Raw genomic sequence first — 21150 nt, 5'->3', positions numbered from 1 at the left:
AGGATAGGGCAATGCTGAAAAATTACCTTGTGACCGCGTGGCAGCATATCGTCAAAAACAGGCTGTTTTCGATTATCAATATACTCGGGCTTGCCGTGGGGTTGATGGCGGCGCTTCTGATCCTTCTCTATGCCCGGTTCGAACTCTCGTACGACCAGCACTGGGAAAAGGCTGAACGGATCTACCGGGCCGACATGACCTTCCGTACCGGACAGAACCCGCTGGCGAAGGAAGGCTTTGTTTCGGGGCAAGTTCAGGCGGCCTACCAGTCTTATTTCGGGGACCAGATAGAAGCCGCCGCTCGTATGCGGTATCTGGGTGCGACTGTGCGGCGGGGCGACGACGTGCGTGGGGAGGACCTCGTGTGGGCCGACGCCAGCTTGCTTGATATTTTTGAATTTGACGTGTTGGCCGGCGACCTGTCGCAGGCGTTTGCGGATACCTCAAGTATTGCCCTCAGCAAAAGCTTTGCCGAACGATATTTCATTGATGAAGACCCGATCGGGCAAGTGCTCAGCATCAGCAGTTTCAACCTCAAGCGGGATTACCGCGTGGTGGCGGTTTATAAAGATCCGGTAGAAAACAGCATGCTGAACGACCTGCAGGCCCTCGCGCTGATCGACGAAGATGCCTTCAAGGAACCAGTCTGGCTGTTGCGTAACTGGGGTTCTACCAGCGTGGCGCAGTATCTTCTGCTCAAACCGGGCGCCTCCATTGATGCCATCAATGCACAGACACCAGCGATGCTTGACAAGTTCATCCCGGTCGACGGTGGCACGGGGTCGGGCAGCTATGCCTATTCGGCGATGTTGCTGAAGGATTTTCATTCCAAATGGGTCTCGTTCGAGGAGATGTCGACGTTGGGGAAAGTGCGGGTATTGATCGCCATTGCCGTTGTCCTGGTGCTGATCGGTGCGATCAATTTTGTCAATCTCGCCACCGCGCGGGCGATCCGCCGCACACGGGAGGTGGCGCTCAGGAAGGTGATGGGTGCCAGCCGCCGCCAGCTTATTATCCAGTTCCTTACGGAAAGCTATCTGGTGACGATCCTCTCCACCCTGATCGCCATCGTCATGCTCGAGTTGGCGCTGCCCTACTTCTCGGTGTTTCTTGATAAGCCCTTGTCGCTGGATTACACGGACCCGGTTTACTGGGGCACAATAGCAACCATTGTTGCTGTTGTTGGCGGCCTCGCGGGGTTCTATCCGGCCTTCGCCATCAGCGGCAGTCGCCCGGGGCAGATATTGCTGGCGAACAAGTCGTCGGAGAACCGGGGCGCCGTCATCTTGCGGCAGGTGTTGGTGACTATGCAGTTTGCCATATCCATTATTCTTATTGTCGCGACCCTCGTGATTTATGGGCAGACCTGGTACGTCCTCCATATGGACCCGGGCTATGACCGGGAAAACCTTCTTGTCGTGGAGGGGCTAGGCCGGTCAGAAATTGCCCCGCGCATGCTGTCTTTCCGCGACGCTGTTGGCCGGCTTGACGGCGTAAAGGCCTTGTCGATCTCGTCAGAAACACCGTCAGACGGCAACAATAACTTCACCAGCATGGGCCGCACCACGGAACCCGCCCAGCAGATCAACATTGGCGACCAGTGGCTGGATGATGAGTTCTTCAACGTTTATGGCATTCCCATTGTTGCAGGTCGGGCATTGTCGGAAGAAATCGAAGGTGACTTGCATATCCGCAATCGCCGTGAGTCTCCCACACCGGTAGAGCTCAGGATCATGGTCAATGAAACCGGTGCGGCGCGCCTCGGGTTTGCGTCCCCGGCGGAGGCCGTTGACGCAGTGATCTATTGGTACGATGCCACGCCGTTGCGTATTGTCGGGGTGGTCCGCGACGCACAGACACAGTCCATGTCGCAGCCGCAGGGCCCGGAAGCCTATCACTTGTACCCTGAATACGGCATCAACCTGACCATTCGCTACACGGGGTCACCTGCGGCGCTTATCAGCCAGCTTGATGACACGTGGCAGGAGTTCGCTCCTTTTACTCCCTTTGTATACAGCTTTGTGGATGAGGCTGTCGCGCGGGAGTTTGAGCAGGAGGTCCATATGTCGGCTGTGCTCAGCTTCTTCTCGGGCCTTGCCGTGGTGATCGCCTGCATGGGGCTTTATGGCCTTGCAGCGTTCTCGGCCGAACGCCGCACCCGCGAGATCGGAATCCGCAAGGTGTTGGGCGCCAATGTCGGCGATATTGTCCTGCTTCTGTTGCAGCAATTCTCCCGGCCCGTACTGGTGGCAAACCTGCTTGCCTGGCCTGTCGCTTTCTGGATCATGTCCAGCTGGCTTGAGCAATATCCGAACCGTATCGAGGATTGGTACCTGTTGCCTGCCTGTTTTGTGGCGGGCATCGGCGCCTTCCTGATCGCATGGGTGACGGTTGGCGGAAACGCCGCCCGTGTGGCCCGCGCCAACCCTGTAAATGCACTGCGTTACGAGTAAAAATATAAAAAAGCGAGAGATGAACAATGTTTAGAAACTATGTCATGACCGCGTGGCGGCATATCGTTAAAAACAGGCTGTTCTCGCTCATTAATATCCTTGGCCTCGCCATCGGTTTGATGAGCTGTATCCTGATCCTTCTCTTTGTTCGTGACGAGTTGACCTATGATACCTGGGTGCCGGAGGGCGAGCGCGTGGTGCGGTTGCACAGCGCCTTTTACACCCCCGGTCGGCCACCGTTTCTGACAGTCCGCTCCGCCGGGCGTATGAAAGATGCCATGCTTACCTATGCCTCGGCAGAGGTGGAAGCCGGTGTGCGCCTTGTGCGCACCGGTACCACTATCTTGCAGGACGACCGGGCATTCGATGAGGAACTGACCTTTGCTGACGGCAGTTTCTTTGACGTGTTTGAGCTGCCACTTGTGGCTGGCACTCACGAAAACGCGTTCACAAAACCCATGGACCTTGTGATCAGCGAAGACATGGCGATCAAATATTTCGGTCGCACGGACGTGGTGGGCGAAATGCTGACTGCCTGCTGTATGGCAGGCCAGCAGGTTGAGGCGCAGGTCACCGGTGTGTTCAAGAATATTCCGGAAAACAGCCACATGTCTCTGGACCTGTTGGTTTATCTTGACCCGTCGTTTTTTGCCAATGCACCTAATATCCTCGATACTTGGACAAGCGTGAATACTTATACCTACTTCAAGCTGCGCCCCGGTGTGACGGCGGAACAGTTCAAGGAGCGCGTCTGGTACTGGACCGACAACGAAAGCCCATTTGTTCAGATGCTGAAAAACAATGGCATGGACGGCAAGCCGACCGACGCCATCAAGCCGAATGTGATGCCGTTGCATGACCTGCACCTGCGGGCACGCCGGGACGCTGGCAACATGGGCGACCTGACCCCGATGGGGGACGTACAGTCGGTCTATGCCTTTGCGATTGTTGCTATACTGATCCTTGTGATTGCATCGATAAACTTTATGAACCTGGCCACGGCACGGGGTATCCGCCGCGCGCGCGAGGTGGCGATCCGCAAGGTAATGGGCGCATCAAGGCTGCAGGTAGCAAGCCAGTTTCTGGGGGAGGCGGTTGTTGTAGCATTTGCCGCGCTTCTGGTGGCGCTGGTCGGCGTTGAGGCGGCCTTGCCAATCTATAATGACGCCATCGACCGCACGTTGGAATTCAGGTTGATTGATGACCTGCCGCTTCTGGCCACGCTCCTGGCTGCAACCGTTATGGTTGGCCTGCTGTCTGGCACCTATCCGGCGGCGTATCTGTCGCGTTTCCGGCCGTCGAAAATCCTCAAGGCGAACAAATCCTCTGATGCAGGTGGCGCCAGCAAGTTCCGCACTGCGCTTGTGGTGTTCCAGTTCGCGATTTCGATCGGCCTGATCGTGTGTACCGCCGTCATTTACGGCCAGACGCTATATGCTCGCACCATGGATGTCGGTTACACCTATGACAGCAAGCTGGCGCTTTTGGGCATGCGGCGTGACAGCGTTACCGAAGAACGCGATGCTATTGTGCAGGAACTGCGCAAATTGCCGGGCGTTGAGCAGGTTGTGCTGTCAAGTGAGGCACCGAGCCAGGACAATGAAAACAACAGTGGCTTCACGCTTCTGGCAGGTGCGGATGCTGGCACGACAGGCGAGCAGGTCATCCTCAACTATCATTCCATGGGCTACGGCTTTTTCGAGGCTTATGACATCAAACCGCTGGCGGGGCGCACGTTTGACGAGGCTTATGGCACCGACGAGATTACGGCTATCCCGGAGGGGGAGGAGCGTTCCGGCAATGCATCAGCCATTATTAATGAAACAGCCATGCGCTCGCTGGGGCTAAGCTCTCCGTCGGCGGCTGTTGGGCGGGTTCTTCGTTCCAACCTGTTCCAGGCTGGGCAATATGACCTCACCATTGTTGGTGTCGTGCCGGATATCTATTTCCGGTCGCTCAAGTTTGGTGTGCGGCCCACGATCTACCTTAACCAGCCGAACCGCTTCAATGTGGCGACGGTTGCGTTCAATACCAATGATGTGTCTGGTTTGCTTGCGGATGTACAGCGTGTGTGGACACAGCATGTGCCGCTCGTGCCTCTGCGTCGGCAGTTCCTCAATGACATGATTGACGCCCAGTATCAGGCAGAGGATTCGCAGGCGACCATGTTTGCGGCTTTCTCGGTGCTGGCGGTGGTGGTGGCCTGCCTCGGGCTTTATGGACTTGCCTCCTTCACGGCGGAACAGCGCACCAAGGAAATTGGTATTCGCAAGGTGCTGGGTGCGCGTGTGCGGGATATTGTAAGCCTGCTGGTCTGGCAGTTCTCCCGGCCTGTGCTTATAGCCAATATTATCGCATGGCCCGCCGCCTGGTTCCTGATGTCCGGTTGGCTGGAAGGTTTCCAGTATCGCCTGGGCGGTGGCTATATCTGGATGATGGCACTGGCCGCGGGTTTGCTGGCACTTTTGGTCTCGTGGCTTACGGTCGCGTCACGGGCCATCCGTGTGGCGCAAACCAACCCAATCCACGCGCTGCGATACGAATAGCGGCGCTAAAGCAATCTCTCGCGTCGGGGGGCAACCCCCGGGCATCAACTTGATGGGGGCCTCGTGCCCCCACTTTTTTAGTGTTCAGGTTGCATTCGGGACTGCGCAAACTTAGTTAACATTTTAACCATTCCTTGACGAAATGCTCAGCTTTACATGAGATAACGGGGTGATCAGGCATGTAACTTTTTCCTAGGCCGACAGGCACCTAATACGGCCTATACGTTGAGTAACATGAGAACAATGATGTTGATCGATACGGTGAAACTGGAAAAAATGGCCCTCGCGAAGCGGGTTGGCCAATTTCTTGTTGCTGAGCAGGTCAAGGAAGAACGCGTAACGGTTGAGAATGTTGCGCGGGTTCTGGCGCAGGATGTCAGCGCGCAGGTGCGTGAAGTACTGGCCTACGAGCTTAGGAAATGCACGGTGCTGGCACCGGACCTTGCCGAAAAAATCGCCCGTGATGTTGAGACTGTTTCCGGCGCATTCCTGAGCGAGACACATGTTTTCAGCGAAAAAGAATGGTTGCGCCTGATTCCGGGCCTTAAGGAGCCAAGCCTCGTAACACTGGCACGGCGTACGGACTTGTCAGACGCCATCCAGGTTCAGCTCGCCACTGTCGGGCAGGAGCCAACCGTCACATCGCTGGTGCGTAATGACAGTCTGGAGCTCGCAGAAAAAGCCTGTGATAAAATCGTTGATCGTTTTTCGGATAACCGCCGCATGATGGATCATCTGGGGGGGCGGGCCGATCTCCCGCTCCGGGTGGTGGAACGAATCATCAGCAGTGTTTCCGACCACTGCCGCGAGATGCTGGTCGAGCATTATGCCGTTGATAGCGGTGTAGCATCGAAAGTAACCGAAGACAGCAAGATCGAGGTCTTGTGGGCGCAGATTAAAACCGCCGGACCATCGCAAATCCACGCGTTCGCGACAGACCTGCGCAATGATCGCCGCCTGAATTATCTGCTGGTGATAGAGATCGCCGGACGCGGTTGTTATCAGTTCATGGAAAGCGCGCTTGCGCTTGAGGCAGGGCTGCCGGTCGGCCGGATTCGCGAGATATTGACGCTCGATGACCCTGCAGCTTTTGTACGCCTGATGCAGATGGCGAATGTCAGCAAGACCATGGCGCCACGTTTCTTGCAGCTTGCGAAACGCTATTATGGCAACAAAAGCGTGCCGCTGACGCCCGAACCAGCCGTCGCCTGACCTTGAGCGTTGACAGGGTTTTCCGCCGTTTTCCTCAGGGGAGACAACGGGCTGAAGGTGTGCCCTAGTTTTGGCATTTTGGGCCGGAGCCGAATTTTAAGACAAATTTTACCGGTTCTTTGGTTAAATACTAACACTTGGGTGCCACACTATAGTCCGCCGAACTTCGGCGTAGTGTTATTTATTGGAGTCACGAAGTGATGAATTTGGCCCTGGGTAATCTTGTAAACGCGGACCGCTTAGAAAAAGTGGTACTGGCCAAGCGCGTTTCTCGTTTTTTAGCGACCACCGGGCATGGTGAGGCCGAGATCGATGCCGCCAGCAATATCGCCCGCGCGCTTGCGCAGGACCTGAGTATTCAGGTCCGTGAAACGCTTTCGTTTGAGCTGCGCCTGTGTCGCAATATCCCTCATGACCTGGCGGCACGTATTGTCAGTGATATCGATAGCGTCTCCGGCCCGTTTATCGAGGTAACGGAAGCGCTGAGCGATGGACAGTGGGCCGGGCTTGTCCCCCATCTTGAAGAGCATGCGCATTTGCGTCTTGCCCGGCGCAAGGATATCGGCGAGCAGACCGCTTATGCGCTGGTTGCCAACGGGTCTGAGCAGACCGCCGCCCGTGTGATGGCCAACATTGAGATCAGACTGACGGAACGGGTCTATGACAAAACCATAGACCGGTTCTCAAGCAGTGAACTGGTGCTGGGTGAAATGAGCCGCCGCGATGACCTGGCCCTTCGTATCGTTGAACGCATCATCGGCCTTGTGTCTGAGGACTATAAGCGCATCCTTTTGTCAAATTATGCCCTACCCAAAGAGGTGGTGGCGGAAATTGTTTTCAAGACCCAGCACGAAACACTGTGGCGGCAGATCGCAAAAGCCGGGCCTGCCCAGGTGCATGGTTATGTGGTTGACCTCAAGCGCGAAGGCCGGTTGAGCGAAACACTGACCCTTGAAATGGTGGAACGTGGCAGCTTCCAGTTTCTCGGTAGCGCCTTGGCAATCGAGGCCGGTGTAACCCTTGGCGCGGTGCGCGCGGTGCTTGAACAGGGCGACCTGCGGGAAGTGCTTAAGCTGGTATATGCCGCAGGGTTTGGCAGGGGGGGCGCGCAACGCATCTGTCGTGTGCTGAAGGAAAACCAGATTGCCGTACGCCGGTCGGCCGTGAATTAATCATCCTTCTGTTTTACCAAAACATCTCTCAGGTCGCTGCGACGCGCTAGAAGGAAGGCGGGCAATAGCATGAGCATTGCCGCTACAAGGCCCGCGGCGAGGCTGGCCAACGGCCCTGTTTTTTCAAACCAGCCAGCGGACAGTGTCACCAGCAGCATCAGCGTGAGCGACCACAGCGTTGCGCCGATGCTGTTTACCACAAAAAAATGTACCACCGGCATGCGCAGATACCCAAAACCGACGAAGACTATGGTGCGACTGCCCGGTAGTGCACGCGCCAGGGCCAGAACAAGCGTTCTTCTGTCTTGAAGCCATGCTGCCGCGCGGGCGATGTGGCGGGTGGGGACAAATCGCCTGAGTAAGATATTATTGCCCGCCAATGCACCAAACAGGTATAGGGCGCCATCTCCAACAATCAGGAACAATGGCACTGCAAGAGCGGTTACGCCTGCGGGTAGCAGGCCCTGCGCCACCAGAAGGGCGGCAACGATTGTGGCAGCGCTGTCGGCGAACAGGGACAGGATAAAAATGCCAGCAAGAAGGGTCGGCGGGTCGCCCGACACAGTCATTAATCTATCTAGCCATTCCTGTTCCAGGGCAACCTCCCGCCATTCGGTTTCAAGTGAGGATAAATCGCACCGCCGCGCTTGTCATCCCTGTCAGAGTATGGTTATTAAGCATTAATATCGATTATTCTGGAAATAAGGATTCATAATGAGCGATGCAGCGATAAAGGATGTCCTGGTGCTTTGCACCGGTAACTCATGCCGGTCCATTATGGGCGAGGCGTTGATCAACCACTTGTCGAAAGGACGGTACCGCGCCGTCAGTGCCGGAAGTGACCCGGCTGGCTATGTGCACCAAAAGTCGCTGGAAACCCTTGCGCGACACGGTATCAATATGACGGACGCGCGGAGCAAATCATGGGATGATTTTGCAGACAATCGTTTTGACTATGTTATCACCGTGTGTGATCAGGCGGCTGGCGAAAGCTGTCCGGTTTTTCGCGGTGCGCCGCAAAAGCTGCATTGGAGTACGCCCGACCCTGCGAAGGCAACGGGCAGCGAAGACGACATTACCGCCGCCTTCGATGCGGCATTTGCCATGCTGAAACAACGTATAGAGGAAGACCTGTTATGAGTGAGGCATCATCGGAACCCATGGGCCTGTTCGAACGTTACCTGTCGCTGTGGGTAGCACTCTGTATCGTGCTGGGAGTGGGCCTTGGTGCTGCGTTCCCTTCCGTATTTCAGGCAACCGCTGGCCTTGAATACGCGAACGTCAATCTTGTGGTGGCGGTGTTTATCTGGATCATGATCTATCCGATGATGGTCAATGTGGATTTCGCCTCCATTCGCGATGTAGGCAGGAAACCCAAGGGTCTTTGCATCACGCTGGTGGTGAACTGGCTGGTGAAACCGTTTTCGATGGCTGCGCTTGGCATACTGTTTTTCGAACATGTTTTCGCGGGTTTTGTCGCGCCTGAAACGGCGAAGGAATATATCGCCGGCATGATCCTGCTTGGTGTTGCGCCGTGCACCGCGATGGTGTTCGTCTGGAGCCAGCTTGTCAAAGGGGACGCGAACTATACGCTCGTGCAGGTTTCGATCAACGACCTGATCATGATTGTCGCCTTTGCGCCGATTGCGGCCCTTCTTCTTGGCGTGACCGATATCGTGGTACCGTGGCACACGCTTTTGCTCTCGGTCCTGCTGTATGTGGTGATCCCGCTTGGCGCTGGCTATGTCACACGCAGGAAACTGGACAGCCGGGGGGATCACGACCGCATTGCGGATTTCACTGCCGCGATCAAACCCTTTTCAGTCATGGGGTTGCTGGCGACGGTAGTTCTGCTGTTTGGCTTCCAGGCACCGACCATTCTTGACAGGCCACTGGTCATCGTGCTCATCGCGGTACCGCTTCTGATCCAGAGTTATGGGATTTTTGTCATTGCATACGGCTGGGCCTATGTGTGGCGCGTGCCTTTTTCCACGGCCGCGCCCGCTGCGCTTATCGGCACGTCGAACTTCTTTGAACTGGCGGTTGCTGTTGCAATCAGCCTGTTTGGGCTCAACTCCGGCGCCGCGTTGGCGACTGTGGTTGGCGTGCTTGTTGAAGTGCCGGTCATGCTGTCGCTGGTGGCTTTCGCGAACAGAACGCGGCGGCATTTCCCTGTTAGTTCGTCCAGTTAGCTTTCCTGTCCCCCGCAGCACATTGCCATGCTGTGGGGAATATGGCTCACCTGTCGCAGATATCTTGTTCAAAACCTTTTCCCGGCATAAGCTGTTTACCTGAGCAAACCTTGGGGAGAGGTCTTCCATATGAAGGACTTGAAGTCCTATATCCGTAACATCCCGGACTTTCCGAAAGACGGGATCATGTTCCGGGACGTGACAACACTGTTTTCCAACCCCGCGGCATTCCGTCACGCGGTCGACTCGCTTGTCGCCGCGTTCAAGAATGACCGGGTGCAGAAAGTCGCCGGTATTGAGGCGCGTGGTTTTGTGCTGGCGGGTGCTATCGCACACCGGCTTGGTGCCGGCGTGGTGCCCATCCGCAAGGCGGGCAGGCTGCCGCACCAGACCATCGAGGAAACCTATCAACTGGAATATGGCGACGCCACGCTGGAGATGCATCTTGACGCTTTCGGCGCTGGGGACCGCATCCTGCTGATTGATGACCTGATCGCGACCGGGGGCACCGCTGAAGCGGCACTTTCGCTGATTGAACGACAGAGCGGTGATGTGGTTGGTTGCGGTTTTATCGTTGACCTGCCGGCCCTTGGCGGCAGCGCGCGGGTGCGAACACACTGCGAACGGGTCGTCAGCCTGTGCAGTTTTGACAGTGACTAGAAAAAGGGGCGCCTCGGGCGCCCCTTTTGCCAATCAGGCTTTTGTGTGCTGGAAGACAATCACCGTAAATAGCACCATGGCAATAAAGACAACGATCGACGAGATGGCGGCCAGTGGCTCAAGCATCAGGTAACCGGCAAACATGCCATATAATGCCACAACAAGGCCGATGAGGCCGATGTGCGCCAACCACCGGTGTACCTGCATCAGCTTGCTGACGGGGCCCTCAGCGAGCCCACGGTAAAAAAGGCCATAAAGCCCCATGGAGACCCAACCAAGCAACATGATGTGCGCATGTGTAGGCATTTGGCTGTGGTCGTGTGAAGAGGCCATGTGGATGCCCAGTGCCATGCCGATCAAGGCATATAGGGTGGCGGCCCGAAGGAAGTGTCCGGACAGTGCAGTCATTTGAGTTTTCTCCCGGAAAGTTGACCGGCACCCCTTTGCTTCATAATCGCTATCCGGTCAATTGGGAGAAAATCTATAGCGATCAGCCCGATTTGTATAGCCCTGTCGGTAGCAGGCCTTCATGCGAGGTGTGCCATGAGCCGTGGCCAACCTCGCATGTGGTTCCTGACTTAAAGCTCGTCGATCATCTGTGCAAGCGTGTCGAGGCACGCGCGGCCAAGGTGGCGGCAGCGCTCCGGCGACCAGCCATAAAGCGGGTCCGGTAAGTCGTCATTATCCTTGAACGGCATCTCAAGCGTCATGGCGACGCAGCCGAATGTCTCCGCCATATAGTTGGTGCACATGGCAAGGTTGGCTTCGCCCGGCTTGTCAGTGTCATAGCCGTGTTCTTTCTGGAAGTCAGGGGAGACAACGCACAGGAGATCCTGAAACATCGAATAGTTGGCGGTCTGTTTTTCCGTAAGGGATGGGATGCCCTCAAACCCCGCGATAAAGTTATAGGGCAGGTTTTCGTCGCCGTGCACATCAAGATGGAAGTCGACGCCTGTCTCATGCATTTTCTCGCGCACCAGATAGACCTCGGGGCTCTTGTCCATCGTCGCGCAGTTCCATTCGCGGTTCAGGTTGGCGCCTGCGGCATTGGTGCGCAGGTTGCCGCGACGGGATCCGTCCGGGTTCATGTTCGGCACAATATAGAAATGCGCTTTTTCAAGCAGCCTGCGCGCAACCGGGTTGTCTTCGTCCAGCAGGTAATCAAGCGCGCCTTCCATCCACCACTCGGCCATGGTTTCGCCGGGATGCTGGCGGGCACACATCCAGATTTTCTTACGGCCTTCCGCCCCGAAGCCAACCTCAACAAGGTCCATGTCCTGCCCGTCAAGGGTATGGCCCAGCACGCTGGTGCGCACGAGCGGAGACCCGGAGACTTCTGCAATCAGGTCAGCATGCCGGTCCATCGAATAGGGGGCGAAATAGGCGAAATACAGGCTGTCCTGGTCGGGGGTGATTTGCCAGGAAACGGTCTGTCCATCAAACACGGTATCGACGCGGAACCATGTTTCGCGGTCGTAGGACACACAAACCTTGTAGTTTTCCCAGCCCGGTACGTAGGCCGCGCCGCCCGCGTTTTCGATCGTCAGTTTGCACGCCGTGTCCTCGACGCCCGACAGGCGGAAGTGGAACCACTGATAAAAATCGGAGTTGCTGTCCTTGCGGATGTTGAGGCGGATATCCTTTGGATCGTCGGCTTTGACAACTTCGATATTGCCGCTGTCGAACTGACTGGAAATAAGCATGACCTTTTGCTCCCTCGTGTCGCGGATGTGTTTTGCTGTGTGTCTGCCTAGCCTGTGCCGGGTAGGGGGTCAATGCCCATATGGGCCGCGGCGTAGGAAAACCGCCACTAGGTCAGCCTTTATGACGCTTTATTCCCATGACAAGACAGTCTCGTTTTGGTAGTATGCTTTCACTGACGCGTAGGCGTGAGCGGACTACCCCCGCTATCCAACGGGGGAAATTTGGGGCGTCCCACCGGGCATGGGGGACGCCTCCATTTTTATGAGAACGTTGATGCCGCGCAAAAAGGCAGTAAAAACGGTCTCTTGCACTTGACACTTCCCCCCCTCAACAGTATGTTCCGCCGCCAATGGATTCGAGGAATGACGGATTCGTCGTTCTCACCCTGTGTGCCAAGGCGCCGGCTGGCGTGGCAGGGGTAAAGTTTTTAAGCCGGTTTGTAGTGAGACGAGCCATGAAAATTCGTAACAGCTTGAAGTCTTTGAAAAGCCGTCACCGCGATTGCCGTGTGATTCGCCGCAAAGGCCGCATTTACGTTATCAACAAAACGCAGCGTCGCTTTAAAGCACGCCAGGGTTAAGCCTACCCGCTTAACTTGCACGATCTATGTTGCTTTAGCCGCGCACTCTTGTAGAGTGACGCGGCTAAATCATATTGGGGGAAGTATGACAGAGCGAACAAAAGCGGTTTTGTTTGATATCGGGAACGTGTTTGTCGAATGGGATCCGCGCAACCTATACAGCAAGTTGATAGACGATACGCAGGAGCTGGAAGGCTTTCTGGCGGATGTCGTAACGCTGGAATGGCATACCGAGCATGACCGGGGCAGGCCGTTTGCAGATGGCGTGCGGTTGCTTGCGGACAAATATCCCGAGTATGAGGACCTGATCCGCGCTTTTGATGAGCGTTGGGATGAGACCATCGGCAATACCATCACCGGCACGGTCGATGTTCTCGAGCAGCTTTCAGAACAAGGCATGCGTACCTTTGGCCTCACCAATTTCTCGGCGGAGAAATGGCCGTCCTTTTGTCGGCAATATGCTTTTACCGACCTCTTTGGCGGAGTGGTGGTCTCGGGCGATGAAAAGCTCGTGAAACCCGATCCGCGCATTTATCATGTCGCGATTGAACGCTTCAATCTCGATCCGGAACTCACCATCTATATTGATGACCGCATGGATAATGTGCGCGCCGCGGAACAGCTTGGCATGGTCGGCCATCATTTCACCGACGCTAACAAGTTGGCGAATGATCTGCGCGCAAAAGGCTTTTTGTATTAGAATGGTAGCCTGAACGCTGAGCGTCGAGAAGGGGTTTCCATGCGAAAAGAAGAGTTCCTCAGAGAAGTTGCAAAAGAAATTACACAGGCAAAATCACAAGAACGCGGGTATGGCCGCCTTCATGTCATTACCATTTGTGTCACTATCATTCTGGGTGGGGTGACCACCTATCTGTTGGCGACCGGGTACCAGAACAGCAGCCTGCTTGCGGTTTGTGCTGCCATTGTCACCACCCTGGGCACCTTCGAGAAAACCTTCGGCTTTGGCGGCAAGAAAAGTTTGTACCGGCAGGTCAAAACCGAGTTCGAACATCTGGAAATTGATGCGAAGCGGCTGGGCTCCGACGCCGATGTGCCGCAGGATTTCTTTGATACATTTAAAGGTATCCGCAACCAGAAGCTCACAGAGGGCTGAGAAAGCCCGATGAGCCCGCGTTACGCGAGCTCGTTCCCGCTGATCCAGGCGATATGCAGCACGTTGGTGGCGCCCGGTGTGCCAAAGGGCACGCCCGCGGTGACCACAAGGCGGTCGCCCGCTTTCACCAGCCCGGCCCGCAAGGCCATGCGCTTGGATTTACCAACCATCTCCTCAAAGCTCGTAACATCCTTGGTCTTGACTGTGCGCATGCCCCATACGATGGCAAGGCGGCGCGCCACGGCAAGCCGCGGTGTCAGGGTCAGGATTTCAGCCTCAGGGCGTTCCCGCGCGGCGCGGAGCGCTGTGGCGCCGGATGTCGTGAAGGTCACGATGGCTTTGGCACCCACGGTGCGGGCCACCTGCCGCGCGGCGGCGGTGATGGCATCCTCGGTGGTGGAATTGGGGTTGGCGCGGTCATCGCTGCCCGCCATATGGTAGCCGGGTTCATGCTCCACCCGGTAGGCGACGCGGTCCATCACCTGCACCGCCTCGATGGGATAGTCACCCACGGCGGACTCGGCCGACAACATCACCGCGTCCGCGCCGTCCATCACGGCGGTCGCCACGTCCGACACTTCGGCGCGGGTCGGCACCGGTGACTTGATCATCGACTCGAGCATTTGTGTGGCCACAACAACGGGTTTACCCGCCTGGCGCGCCGCGCGTACAATCTGCTTCTGGATGCCGGGCACGTTTTCAACCGGTTCCTCGACGCCGAGATCACCCCGGGCGACCATAACGCCGTCCGCCAGTTCGATAATTTCATCAAGCGCGACAACAGCGGCAGGTTTTTCGATCTTGGCCATTACAGCGGCTTTTTTGCCAACCAGTTTTTTGGCTTCGGCCACGTCTGCGCCGCGTTGCACAAAGGAAAGTGCGATCCAGTCACAGCCGCATTGCAGCGCGAAGGACAGGTCCTTGCGGTCCTTCGGGGTGAGGGCGGCCAGCGGCAGGACCGCGTTTGGCACATTCACACCCTTGCGATCAGACAGGATGCCGCCAACAATAACCCGGCATCGGGCCTTGTTGGGTTCAATCTGCTCCACTTCAAGGCGGATCTTGCCGTCATCCAGCAGGATATTGGTACCCACCTGAAGCGCGTCGAAAATTTCCTTGTGCGGCAGATAGACCCGCTCATCATTGCCCGGTTGGTCCAGGAGGTCCAGCTTGAAGGCCTGGCCTTCCTTAAGCATGACCTTGCCGTCTTCAAAGAGGCCGATCCTGAGTTTCGGGCCCTGGAGGTCAGCGAGGATCGCAATGGGACGACCACATTCACGCTCAACTGCGCGGATTGTGTGCACCAGTGCTTCCTTGTCCTTGTGTTCACCGTGGCTCATGTTCAGACGGAAGACGTCGACGCCAGCGAGGAACAGCTCCTTGATGCGCTCATAGGATGAGCTCGCGGGACCAAGGGTCGCGACGATACGGGTTTTGCGGCGCCGTCCGGGTGAAACGATGTCGGGCGTCATGGTGGCCTCCTGAACATTTGGGAGCGTGGTGGATGAAATGTTGACTTGACGGGTGAGACCATTAGGGTCAGGCCGTTCGTTTTCAGGGCACATGCTGCTTGATCGCTCGTCTCAGGTCCAGCATTTTTCGCTTTGAAACCAAAGCTTCACGTGCGTGCCCGGTGTACCCTATGAATGATTCTGCTGTCCAGAGCCAAATCCTGAAACCTGAAATCCTCAACGGCGATGCGCTCGGTGGGGTGATCGTGCTGTGCGACCATGCCAGCAACCATGTGCCCGCGGATTACGCCGACCTGGGCCTTGATGCGGCCGAGTTCGAAAAGCACATCGCATGGGATATCGGCGCGGCGGATGTCAGCCGCAAGATATGCGCCATGATGGGCATCGCCGGGGTGCTGGCGCCGGTGTCGCGCCTGTTGATTGACTGCAACCGCGAGCCTGACCACAAGACACTGATCCCGCCCGCGAGCGACGGTGTGAATATCCCGGCGAACAGGGACTTGGGGCCACGGGCGGTCGCGGCGCGCAAGGCAGCTTATTACACACCCTTCCATGACGCCTGTGCGCGGCTTGTGGATGCACACCTGAAGGCAGGTAAAGTGCCGCTGGTAGTGGGCATGCACAGTTTCACGCCGGAGATGGGCGATGAGCCAAGGCGTTGGCACGCCGGTTTCCTGTGGAACAAGGATCCGCGCCTGGCGCAGGCCATGATTGGCATGCTTGAGCGCGAGACGGATCTGGTGGTTGGTGATAATCTGCCTTACTCGGGCCGTGATCTTTATTATACAATGCAGCGCCATGGTGCCGAGCATGGCTTGCCGCAAACCACGATTGAGGTGCGGCAGGACCTCCTGGCCACCGACGCCATGACAACAGAATGGGCCGCCCTGCTGGCCGATATTCTGGACGAGTGCATGAACCGCGCGGACATCGCGGCGATTCGCCATTACTGAGTGAGGAGAGAAGAATGTCGACACCCGAGGACAAGCCAGAGGAAAAGATTGAAGCTGCGGTTTTGCGCCGCTTGCTCAAACATCTGAGCGAACGCGCCGACGTGCAGAATATCGATCTGATGGGTTATGGCGGTTTTTGCCGCAACTGCCTGGCGGACTGGTACAAGGAAGCCGCAGAAGAACAAGGGCTTAGCCTGAGCAAAGACGAAGCGCGCGAGCGCATCTATGGCATGCCGTATGAGGACTATAAGGAAAAGCACCAACTGCCCGCGACCGATGAGCAGATGCGCCGCATGGAGATAAGCGTGGCGAAAAACCGTGTCGCCCGTGCGGATGGCTGAACAGAAAATCAAAACATGATTGAACGGCGCACGCACCGTCGCTAGAGTGCGCGCCCGAAGAAGTGCCCCTATCAATCAGGCGGGCACAGGCGAGATTTATGGCCCTGCATGGGTGCCGACAAGACAGGGAGTAAAAGCATGGTACAAGTACAGGCCGGTGGTGTTGCGGGCGAGCAGCTTCGTTCCTTCATCGAGCGCATTGAGCGCCTTGAGGAAGAGAAAAAAGGCATCGCCGAAGATATCAAGGAAGTCTACGCAGGCGCCAAGGCCGTTGGCTTCGACACCAAGGTGATGCGCAAGGTTATCGCGGTCCGCAAGATGGACCAAGCCGAGCGGCAGGAGCAGGAGAGCCTGCTGGACGTATACCTGCATGCGATCGAGGGTGGGCAAGTGCCGGAAGCTGTTGGCGAATAACAGGCGCTTTCACAAAAGACACCAGAAAAAGCCTCCTGCGGACACGCCGGGGGCTTTTATATTTTCAGGCCAGTATATTTTCAGGCCAGTATATTTTTGATCAGTATATTTCAGGCCAGTCATACTTGCGGGCGTTGCAAAGCCTTGCCTTTCTAGCTTTCTGTGGACAGTGAGCACCTTGAGGGGCAATCTCGGCGTGTGGCATGGCCGTGGGATACCCATGTGAGCAGGGAAAATGGACAGCTTATCCAGAGTGCAACAGCGACTGCTTGAGTATTATAACGCCCTGCGCCCGCCGGACGGTCGCATCCCAAGACGCACGGACCTGAACCCACAAAACATAAAGCCCCTTCTGGCATGGGTTGTGATGGCCCGGTCAAGCGGCCCTGGCAATCTTGTCCCCACGGTGATCGGTAGCGCGGTGGACGAGATCCTTCACATGAGTTTCACGGGCCGCAATTTGCTGGACATGTACCCCGTACCGCTCCGGGAGATTATCGACGGTTTTTACCAGACCATCCTCACCACGCCATGTGGCGGGATGTTCACCCGTAATCTTGGCAGTAGTTTTGGCTCAGTGAAAGGCTACAGAAGCCTGCTGCTGCCCCTTGAGGACCGCGACGGTGAGGTCAGCCAGATGGTTGGCGTTATTACGGTGGCCGGGCTTGAGAATGAAGCGCCGGGCTTTGGAAAGCCAAAGGATGTCAGCAGCGTTCAACTGCTTGATTTGCGTTATCTGGATATTGGTTTTGGCGCGCCGCCCGCGCCCATGGTGCCCCATGAACCCAGTCGCGTCTGGCCCGATGATTCCGAAGAGTGACCCCCGTTTGTAATGGCCGTTCAGCCGCGCCGGTCCGGTGGGGTAAATTTAACACCTCTTTAAGACTAGTATAGCATGCTGTCTGGTACCGGCGAAGGTCTCAACGCCATAGGGAAAAGTCGTGATGCCCCACACTCCTCGTCCCCGCCCGCGCGCCTGGTGCCCCTGTTTTGTATGGCTTTGAGGTAGAGAGCCGTCGTCTTCAACGCCTTCGTGTTCAATGTAGGTCGTTGTTTCGGTTTGACGGCAAGAGAAAGGCATAGCGAATGGGTCGGAACAGAGGATGGTGTGTGCTGCTGATGGTGGCTGCAATGATGTCATTTGGTGCGAGAGCACAGCAGCCGTCGTCCAGCCTGATAACGGAAGATGTGCTTACGGATATTCGTGGATGGCTGTTGGTCCCCGTCGTGTCCATCACCCTGGATGCCCAGAACAAGCGGTACGGGGCGTTGACGGCTCAAGAGGTGAACAATCTAGACAGCCAGTGGCGTACGGAGCGGGAGGCCCAGGCCCAGCCCTTGATCGCGTCCACACTCAACAACCCCTTGTCGACCTATCTGACCCAGGTCCAGGCGGCATCCGCTGGCCTGTTCACAGAGATATTTGTTATTGACGCCAAAGGCCTCAATGCGGGCCAAAGCGCCATCACGTCTGATTTCTGGCAGGGCGATGAAGCCAAATTCCAACAAACCTTCGATGTCGGAGCAGGAGCTGTCTTTATCGACGAGCCGGAGTTTCATGCGCCAACCGCTACATGGCGCGCCCAGGCAAACCTGACAATTGAAGATGATATGGGAACAGCCATTGGCGCAGCGACGATCGAGGTGAACCTGACCGAACTTGCGCGCCGGAACACCCAACGGGCAAAAGGAGAAAACTGATGGTGGATATTATCAGAAAACTCTCGATTCCGGGTAAGGTCATCGCTGCGTTTACAACCTTGATTGCTATTATGCTGGTTGCCTCCATGATCAACTTTACCAACATGTCGCGCTTGGAAGGCGCGCTGGCGAATGCCTCGCGGGTGCAGGAGTCTCGTGTTGCATACGGGGAAATGATCAGCAGCCTCGACCGGCAGCGGCAGGCCATCCTTTACCTGCTGGTTGCCAGCGACAGGTCTGTCCTCAGGCAATACCGCGATGGGGGCGAGCGGTTTGACCTGATGGCGCAGAAGCTGCTCGCGCATGGTGAGCAAATGCCCGAACTCAGCGGACCGGTTGGCCAGATGATTGCCAAGGCCCGTGAATGGCAGACGGACTATGCCGAAAGGCAAATCGAGCTGATGTCTCATTATCTCAGCGTCAATCAGGCGCGCGCAATGGAGGCTGCAGGCGGCCCCGGCGAGATTTTTGACCAAATCAGGCGTCTCGAATCCGAAGTGGATGCGCTGGAGGTGGAAATGGGAGCGGCGGCCCATGCTGCTGCCGAAAGCGCCATTTCAAGCGTCAATATGATGACGTTTGCCTCGAATATCCTGATTATTGTGGTGGCGGTACTCGCGGGGCTGTTCTTCGCGCGGCAGATCGCCGTACCCATCCGCCGCATGACCGCTACCATGCTGACGCTGGCGGACGGCGACAGCACTGTCAAAATTCCCTGTATGCACTTCAAGGACGAGATTGGCAGCATGGCGGGAGCGGTGAATACGTTCAAGGAAAACGCGATTGAGCGTGAAAGGCTGCGCGCCGAAGCCGAGGAGGCCAAAGAGCGTGAGGAACAGGCCGAACGTGACCGCATGGAGGCAGAACGCATCGCGCAGGAAAACGAGATGACCCGGCAGCGCGAAGAAATGGCAGCGCGCGAACGCAGGACGGCGGCCATTACTGAACTGATCTCGGACTTTGATAAGAAAATCCAGGAAACCATGACCGAGGTCGCGACCGAGCTCGACAGTCTGATGGCGATTTCCGGACAACTGGTCGTCACCGCTGACCAGACAGGCGACCGCTCGGCCGCTGCGGCGGCATCGGCGGAAGAATCCAGCTCCAACGTACAGACAGTGGCCGCCGCGACCGAAGAGCTGGGGCAGTCGGTGTCGGAGATCGCGCGGCAGATGGATATGTCGTCACGCCAGTCGCAGGAAACGGCCGAGGCAGCCGGACAGTCCGAGGAAATCATGAGCGAGCTGACAAGTTCGTCGAGCGCGATTGGCGAGATAATCAAACTGATCAACGATATCGCCGAACAAACCAACCTTCTGGCTCTGAATGCCACCATCGAGGCCGCGCGCGCCGGTGAAGCAGGCAAGGGGTTCGCCGTCGTTGCCAGTGAGGTGAAGAGCCTCGCGAACCAGACCGGCAAGGCGACCGAACAGATCAGCGAACAGATCGGCGCGGTACAGGCCCAGACAGAACGTGCGAGCGAAGCGATGAAGTCCATCAGGCGGGGCATCAAAACTATCGCTGAGATGGCGTCGGGCGTGGCTTCAGCGGTAGAGGAACAGCGGGCCGCAACGGATGAGATTGCCCGCAATGTGCAGGAAGCGGCGACCGGCACGCAGGATGTCAGCCGTCACGTCGCTGGTGCCGCCGAAGGCGCGCGCCAGACCCGGGAGGCCTCCACCAGCATGGCCAGCGCTTCCAAGACCATCCATAACTCGAACGAACGTATGCGCAGCGTAACCACGGTCTTTCTCGAAGGGGTCAGACGAGAAATGCTGGACGCCTGACGTCTCAGGACAGACCGCCCTCGAAGCGGCACAGGTGCGGCGGCAGGTAACTGTCGGTCAGGTCCACGTCGCCGGGCTTGCCGGTGGTCATCAGGCGGATTTTACCGCTGCCCTTGCGGCGGAATTCGCCGTGACGGGTGAGATAATCTTCTAGCGATGCCGCGACCACATCAGGCTGGCAAAACAGCTCGACCCCCTCAGGCAAGGCGGCCTCAAAATAGCTGCTGACCAGCGGAAAGTGAGTGCAGCCGAGCAGCACCGCGTCGGGTATGACACCCGCGTCATCAAGGGCTTCGGCGACATATCCTTCGACCAGCCCGGCAAGCGGGCGGGGGCCTGTGCCCCCCTCAATGGCATCCACAAGGCCGGGGCAGGCCTTTTGCACCAGGCGGATGGCGGGGGCGCGTTTGGCGATCTCTTCCACATAAGCGCCGCTTTTGACGGTTTTCTGGGTGGCAAACAGCAGGATGGTTTTACCGCTGCCGTCGTGGCCCACAGGATGTTCCTGGCTCCACGGCACACCGGTGATGGCTTCGACCATGGGCACAAGCACGCCCAATATACGCCGTCCGGGGTAGGCTTGCGGCAGCCACTTCTGTTGCAGGGTCCTGAGGGCGACAGCCGCCGCTGTATTGCAGGCCAGCACGACAAGCGTGCACCCCGCGTCAAATAGCGCGCTCACGTTCCTGCGCGTCATTTCGACAATCTGGTCGTTGGACCGGTGGCCGTAGGGGGCATTGGCGTGGTCACCCAGGTACAGGAAATCCTGATCAGGCAGGCGGCGGTGCAGGGCATCAAGGATGGTCAACCCACCCGAGCCCGAATCAAATATACCAATCAAGTTCTAGC

21 protein-coding genes are annotated in these 21150 nt (G+C 57.1%); 16 read left to right on the top strand and 5 right to left on the bottom strand.

From position 1 onward, the window contains the following. Positions 1–11: 11 nt before the first annotated feature. From OEU85_RS07075 to OEU85_RS07060, 4 genes are all read left to right on the top strand, one after another. Complete coding sequence (locus OEU85_RS07075) at positions 12–2453, top strand: ABC transporter permease (RefSeq protein ID WP_262690764.1); 2442 nt, start codon at positions 12–14, stop codon at positions 2451–2453. Between the two features lie 26 nt (positions 2454–2479). Then, positions 2480–4999: an ABC transporter permease gene (locus tag OEU85_RS07070; protein WP_262690763.1), complete on the top strand. Its 2520-nt coding sequence runs from the start codon at positions 2480–2482 to the stop codon at positions 4997–4999. 243 nt (positions 5000–5242) lie between these two features. Then, entirely contained in the window at positions 5243–6211 is a 969-nt protein-coding gene (locus OEU85_RS07065) for a DUF2336 domain-containing protein (RefSeq protein WP_262690762.1), read from the top strand. Positions 6212–6411: 200 nt separating this feature from the next. Further along, positions 6412–7383 (top strand): DUF2336 domain-containing protein, encoded by a 972-nt coding sequence (locus OEU85_RS07060; protein ID WP_262690826.1) that lies wholly within the window; start codon positions 6412–6414, stop codon positions 7381–7383. On the opposite strand, the gene OEU85_RS07055 is transcribed toward OEU85_RS07060, so the two are convergent. Then, a complete protein-coding gene (locus OEU85_RS07055) occupies positions 7380–7952 on the bottom strand; it encodes a DedA family protein (protein WP_262690761.1) in 573 nt (190 codons plus the stop codon). The genes OEU85_RS07060 and OEU85_RS07055 overlap by 4 nt on opposite strands. 145 nt (positions 7953–8097) lie before the next feature. Between OEU85_RS07055 and OEU85_RS07050 the strand changes: the two genes are divergently transcribed. From OEU85_RS07050 to OEU85_RS07040, 3 genes are all read left to right on the top strand, one after another. Next, on the top strand, positions 8098–8523 hold the full coding sequence (locus OEU85_RS07050) for an arsenate reductase ArsC (RefSeq protein ID WP_262690760.1): 426 nt from the start codon (positions 8098–8100) through the stop codon (positions 8521–8523). Continuing rightward, the gene (arsB, locus tag OEU85_RS07045) at positions 8520–9575 is read left to right on the top strand and encodes an ACR3 family arsenite efflux transporter (protein ID WP_262690759.1); all 1056 of its coding nucleotides are present in this window, start codon (positions 8520–8522) and stop codon (positions 9573–9575) included. The genes OEU85_RS07050 and arsB overlap by 4 nt, the downstream gene beginning before the upstream one ends. A 129-nt stretch (positions 9576–9704) precedes the next feature. Continuing rightward, a complete protein-coding gene (locus OEU85_RS07040) occupies positions 9705–10235 on the top strand; it encodes an adenine phosphoribosyltransferase (protein ID WP_262690758.1) in 531 nt (176 codons plus the stop codon). Between the two features lie 33 nt (positions 10236–10268). On the opposite strand, the gene OEU85_RS07035 is transcribed toward OEU85_RS07040, so the two are convergent. Together OEU85_RS07035 and OEU85_RS07030 are read right to left on the bottom strand one after the other, a co-directional pair. Continuing rightward, positions 10269–10643 (bottom strand): hypothetical protein, encoded by a 375-nt coding sequence (locus OEU85_RS07035; RefSeq protein WP_262690757.1) that lies wholly within the window; start codon positions 10641–10643, stop codon positions 10269–10271. 170 nt (positions 10644–10813) lie between these two features. Continuing rightward, positions 10814–11938, bottom strand: coding sequence for a M14 family metallopeptidase (locus tag OEU85_RS07030; RefSeq protein ID WP_262690756.1), 1125 nt, complete (start codon positions 11936–11938; stop codon positions 10814–10816). Positions 11939–12393: 455 nt separating this feature from the next. Here OEU85_RS07030 and ykgO point away from each other — a divergent pair, with 455 nt between their 5' ends. The 3 genes from ykgO to OEU85_RS07015 all read left to right on the top strand — a co-directional run bounded on the left by ykgO (position 12394) and on the right by OEU85_RS07015 (position 13633). Further along, positions 12394–12519, top strand: coding sequence for a type B 50S ribosomal protein L36 (gene ykgO / locus OEU85_RS07025; protein WP_020401326.1), 126 nt, complete (start codon positions 12394–12396; stop codon positions 12517–12519). A gap of 85 nt (positions 12520–12604) precedes the next feature. Then, positions 12605–13219 carry an HAD family hydrolase gene (locus tag OEU85_RS07020; RefSeq protein WP_262690754.1) on the top strand — a complete coding sequence of 205 codons (615 nt, stop codon included), beginning with the start codon at positions 12605–12607 and terminating at the stop codon, positions 13217–13219. A gap of 39 nt (positions 13220–13258) precedes the next feature. Beyond that, positions 13259–13633: a hypothetical protein gene (locus OEU85_RS07015; RefSeq protein ID WP_262690753.1), complete on the top strand. Its 375-nt coding sequence runs from the start codon at positions 13259–13261 to the stop codon at positions 13631–13633. Between the two features lie 20 nt (positions 13634–13653). Here the strand turns inward: OEU85_RS07015 and pyk are convergent, their stop codons facing one another. Next, complete coding sequence (pyk, locus tag OEU85_RS07010; RefSeq protein ID WP_262690752.1) at positions 13654–15105, bottom strand: pyruvate kinase; 1452 nt, start codon at positions 15103–15105, stop codon at positions 13654–13656. A 170-nt stretch (positions 15106–15275) separates the two neighbouring features. On the opposite strand from pyk, the gene OEU85_RS07005 reads away from it, so the two are divergent. From OEU85_RS07005 to OEU85_RS06980, 6 genes are all read left to right on the top strand, one after another. After that, positions 15276–16058, top strand: a complete 783-nt coding sequence (locus OEU85_RS07005; RefSeq protein WP_262690751.1) for an N-formylglutamate amidohydrolase — start codon at positions 15276–15278, stop codon at positions 16056–16058. Between the two features lie 14 nt (positions 16059–16072). Next, positions 16073–16399, top strand: a complete 327-nt coding sequence (locus OEU85_RS07000) for a DUF1244 domain-containing protein (RefSeq protein ID WP_262690749.1) — start codon at positions 16073–16075, stop codon at positions 16397–16399. Between the two features lie 138 nt (positions 16400–16537). Then, entirely contained in the window at positions 16538–16813 is a 276-nt protein-coding gene (locus tag OEU85_RS06995) for a DUF2312 domain-containing protein (protein ID WP_262690748.1), read from the top strand. 235 nt (positions 16814–17048) lie between these two features. Then, a complete protein-coding gene (locus OEU85_RS06990) occupies positions 17049–17633 on the top strand; it encodes a PAS domain-containing protein (protein WP_262690747.1) in 585 nt (194 codons plus the stop codon). Between the two features lie 266 nt (positions 17634–17899). Continuing rightward, positions 17900–18514 (top strand): hypothetical protein, encoded by a 615-nt coding sequence (locus OEU85_RS06985; protein WP_262690746.1) that lies wholly within the window; start codon positions 17900–17902, stop codon positions 18512–18514. Then, positions 18514–20301: a methyl-accepting chemotaxis protein gene (locus OEU85_RS06980; RefSeq protein ID WP_262690745.1), complete on the top strand. Its 1788-nt coding sequence runs from the start codon at positions 18514–18516 to the stop codon at positions 20299–20301. The genes OEU85_RS06985 and OEU85_RS06980 overlap by 1 nt, the downstream gene beginning before the upstream one ends. Positions 20302–20305: 4 nt before the next feature. Here the strand turns inward: OEU85_RS06980 and murI are convergent, their stop codons facing one another. Next, positions 20306–21142 carry a glutamate racemase gene (gene murI / locus OEU85_RS06975; RefSeq protein ID WP_262690744.1) on the bottom strand — a complete coding sequence of 279 codons (837 nt, stop codon included), beginning with the start codon at positions 21140–21142 and terminating at the stop codon, positions 20306–20308. Positions 21143–21150 lie beyond the last annotated feature (8 nt).

Source organism: Kordiimonas aestuarii (assembly GCF_025574465.1).
Taxonomy (GTDB): domain Bacteria; phylum Pseudomonadota; class Alphaproteobacteria; order Sphingomonadales; family Kordiimonadaceae; genus Kordiimonas; species Kordiimonas aestuarii.
Note: the sequence above shows the minus strand (reverse complement) of the source record. Positions and strands in the feature narration are given on the sequence as shown.

What these genes read in the sequence shown, in the direction of transcription:
- OEU85_RS07065 (WP_262690762.1), top strand. Translation starts at nt 5,243, where the DNA reads ATGATGTTGATCGATACGGTGAAACTGGAAAAAATGGCCCTCGCGAAG.
- OEU85_RS06990 (WP_262690747.1), top strand. Translation starts at nt 17,049, where the DNA reads ATGGACAGCTTATCCAGAGTGCAACAGCGACTGCTTGAGTATTATAAC.
- OEU85_RS07000 (WP_262690749.1), top strand. Translation starts at nt 16,073, where the DNA reads ATGTCGACACCCGAGGACAAGCCAGAGGAAAAGATTGAAGCTGCGGTT.
- OEU85_RS07015 (WP_262690753.1), top strand. Translation starts at nt 13,259, where the DNA reads ATGCGAAAAGAAGAGTTCCTCAGAGAAGTTGCAAAAGAAATTACACAG.
- OEU85_RS07030 (WP_262690756.1), bottom strand. Translation starts at nt 11,938, where the DNA reads ATGCTTATTTCCAGTCAGTTCGACAGCGGCAATATCGAAGTTGTCAAA.
- OEU85_RS07060 (WP_262690826.1), top strand. Translation starts at nt 6,412, where the DNA reads ATGAATTTGGCCCTGGGTAATCTTGTAAACGCGGACCGCTTAGAAAAA.
- OEU85_RS06985 (WP_262690746.1), top strand. Translation starts at nt 17,900, where the DNA reads ATGGGTCGGAACAGAGGATGGTGTGTGCTGCTGATGGTGGCTGCAATG.
- OEU85_RS07040 (WP_262690758.1), top strand. Translation starts at nt 9,705, where the DNA reads ATGAAGGACTTGAAGTCCTATATCCGTAACATCCCGGACTTTCCGAAA.
- arsB (WP_262690759.1), top strand. Translation starts at nt 8,520, where the DNA reads ATGAGTGAGGCATCATCGGAACCCATGGGCCTGTTCGAACGTTACCTG.
- OEU85_RS06995 (WP_262690748.1), top strand. Translation starts at nt 16,538, where the DNA reads ATGGTACAAGTACAGGCCGGTGGTGTTGCGGGCGAGCAGCTTCGTTCC.
- OEU85_RS06980 (WP_262690745.1), top strand. Translation starts at nt 18,514, where the DNA reads ATGGTGGATATTATCAGAAAACTCTCGATTCCGGGTAAGGTCATCGCT.
- OEU85_RS07035 (WP_262690757.1), bottom strand. Translation starts at nt 10,643, where the DNA reads ATGACTGCACTGTCCGGACACTTCCTTCGGGCCGCCACCCTATATGCC.
- OEU85_RS07005 (WP_262690751.1), top strand. Translation starts at nt 15,276, where the DNA reads ATGAATGATTCTGCTGTCCAGAGCCAAATCCTGAAACCTGAAATCCTC.
- OEU85_RS07075 (WP_262690764.1), top strand. Translation starts at nt 12, where the DNA reads ATGCTGAAAAATTACCTTGTGACCGCGTGGCAGCATATCGTCAAAAAC.
- pyk (WP_262690752.1), bottom strand. Translation starts at nt 15,105, where the DNA reads ATGACGCCCGACATCGTTTCACCCGGACGGCGCCGCAAAACCCGTATC.
- OEU85_RS07055 (WP_262690761.1), bottom strand. Translation starts at nt 7,952, where the DNA reads ATGACTGTGTCGGGCGACCCGCCGACCCTTCTTGCTGGCATTTTTATC.
- OEU85_RS07070 (WP_262690763.1), top strand. Translation starts at nt 2,480, where the DNA reads ATGTTTAGAAACTATGTCATGACCGCGTGGCGGCATATCGTTAAAAAC.
- OEU85_RS07050 (WP_262690760.1), top strand. Translation starts at nt 8,098, where the DNA reads ATGAGCGATGCAGCGATAAAGGATGTCCTGGTGCTTTGCACCGGTAAC.
- OEU85_RS07020 (WP_262690754.1), top strand. Translation starts at nt 12,605, where the DNA reads ATGACAGAGCGAACAAAAGCGGTTTTGTTTGATATCGGGAACGTGTTT.
- ykgO (WP_020401326.1), top strand. Translation starts at nt 12,394, where the DNA reads ATGAAAATTCGTAACAGCTTGAAGTCTTTGAAAAGCCGTCACCGCGAT.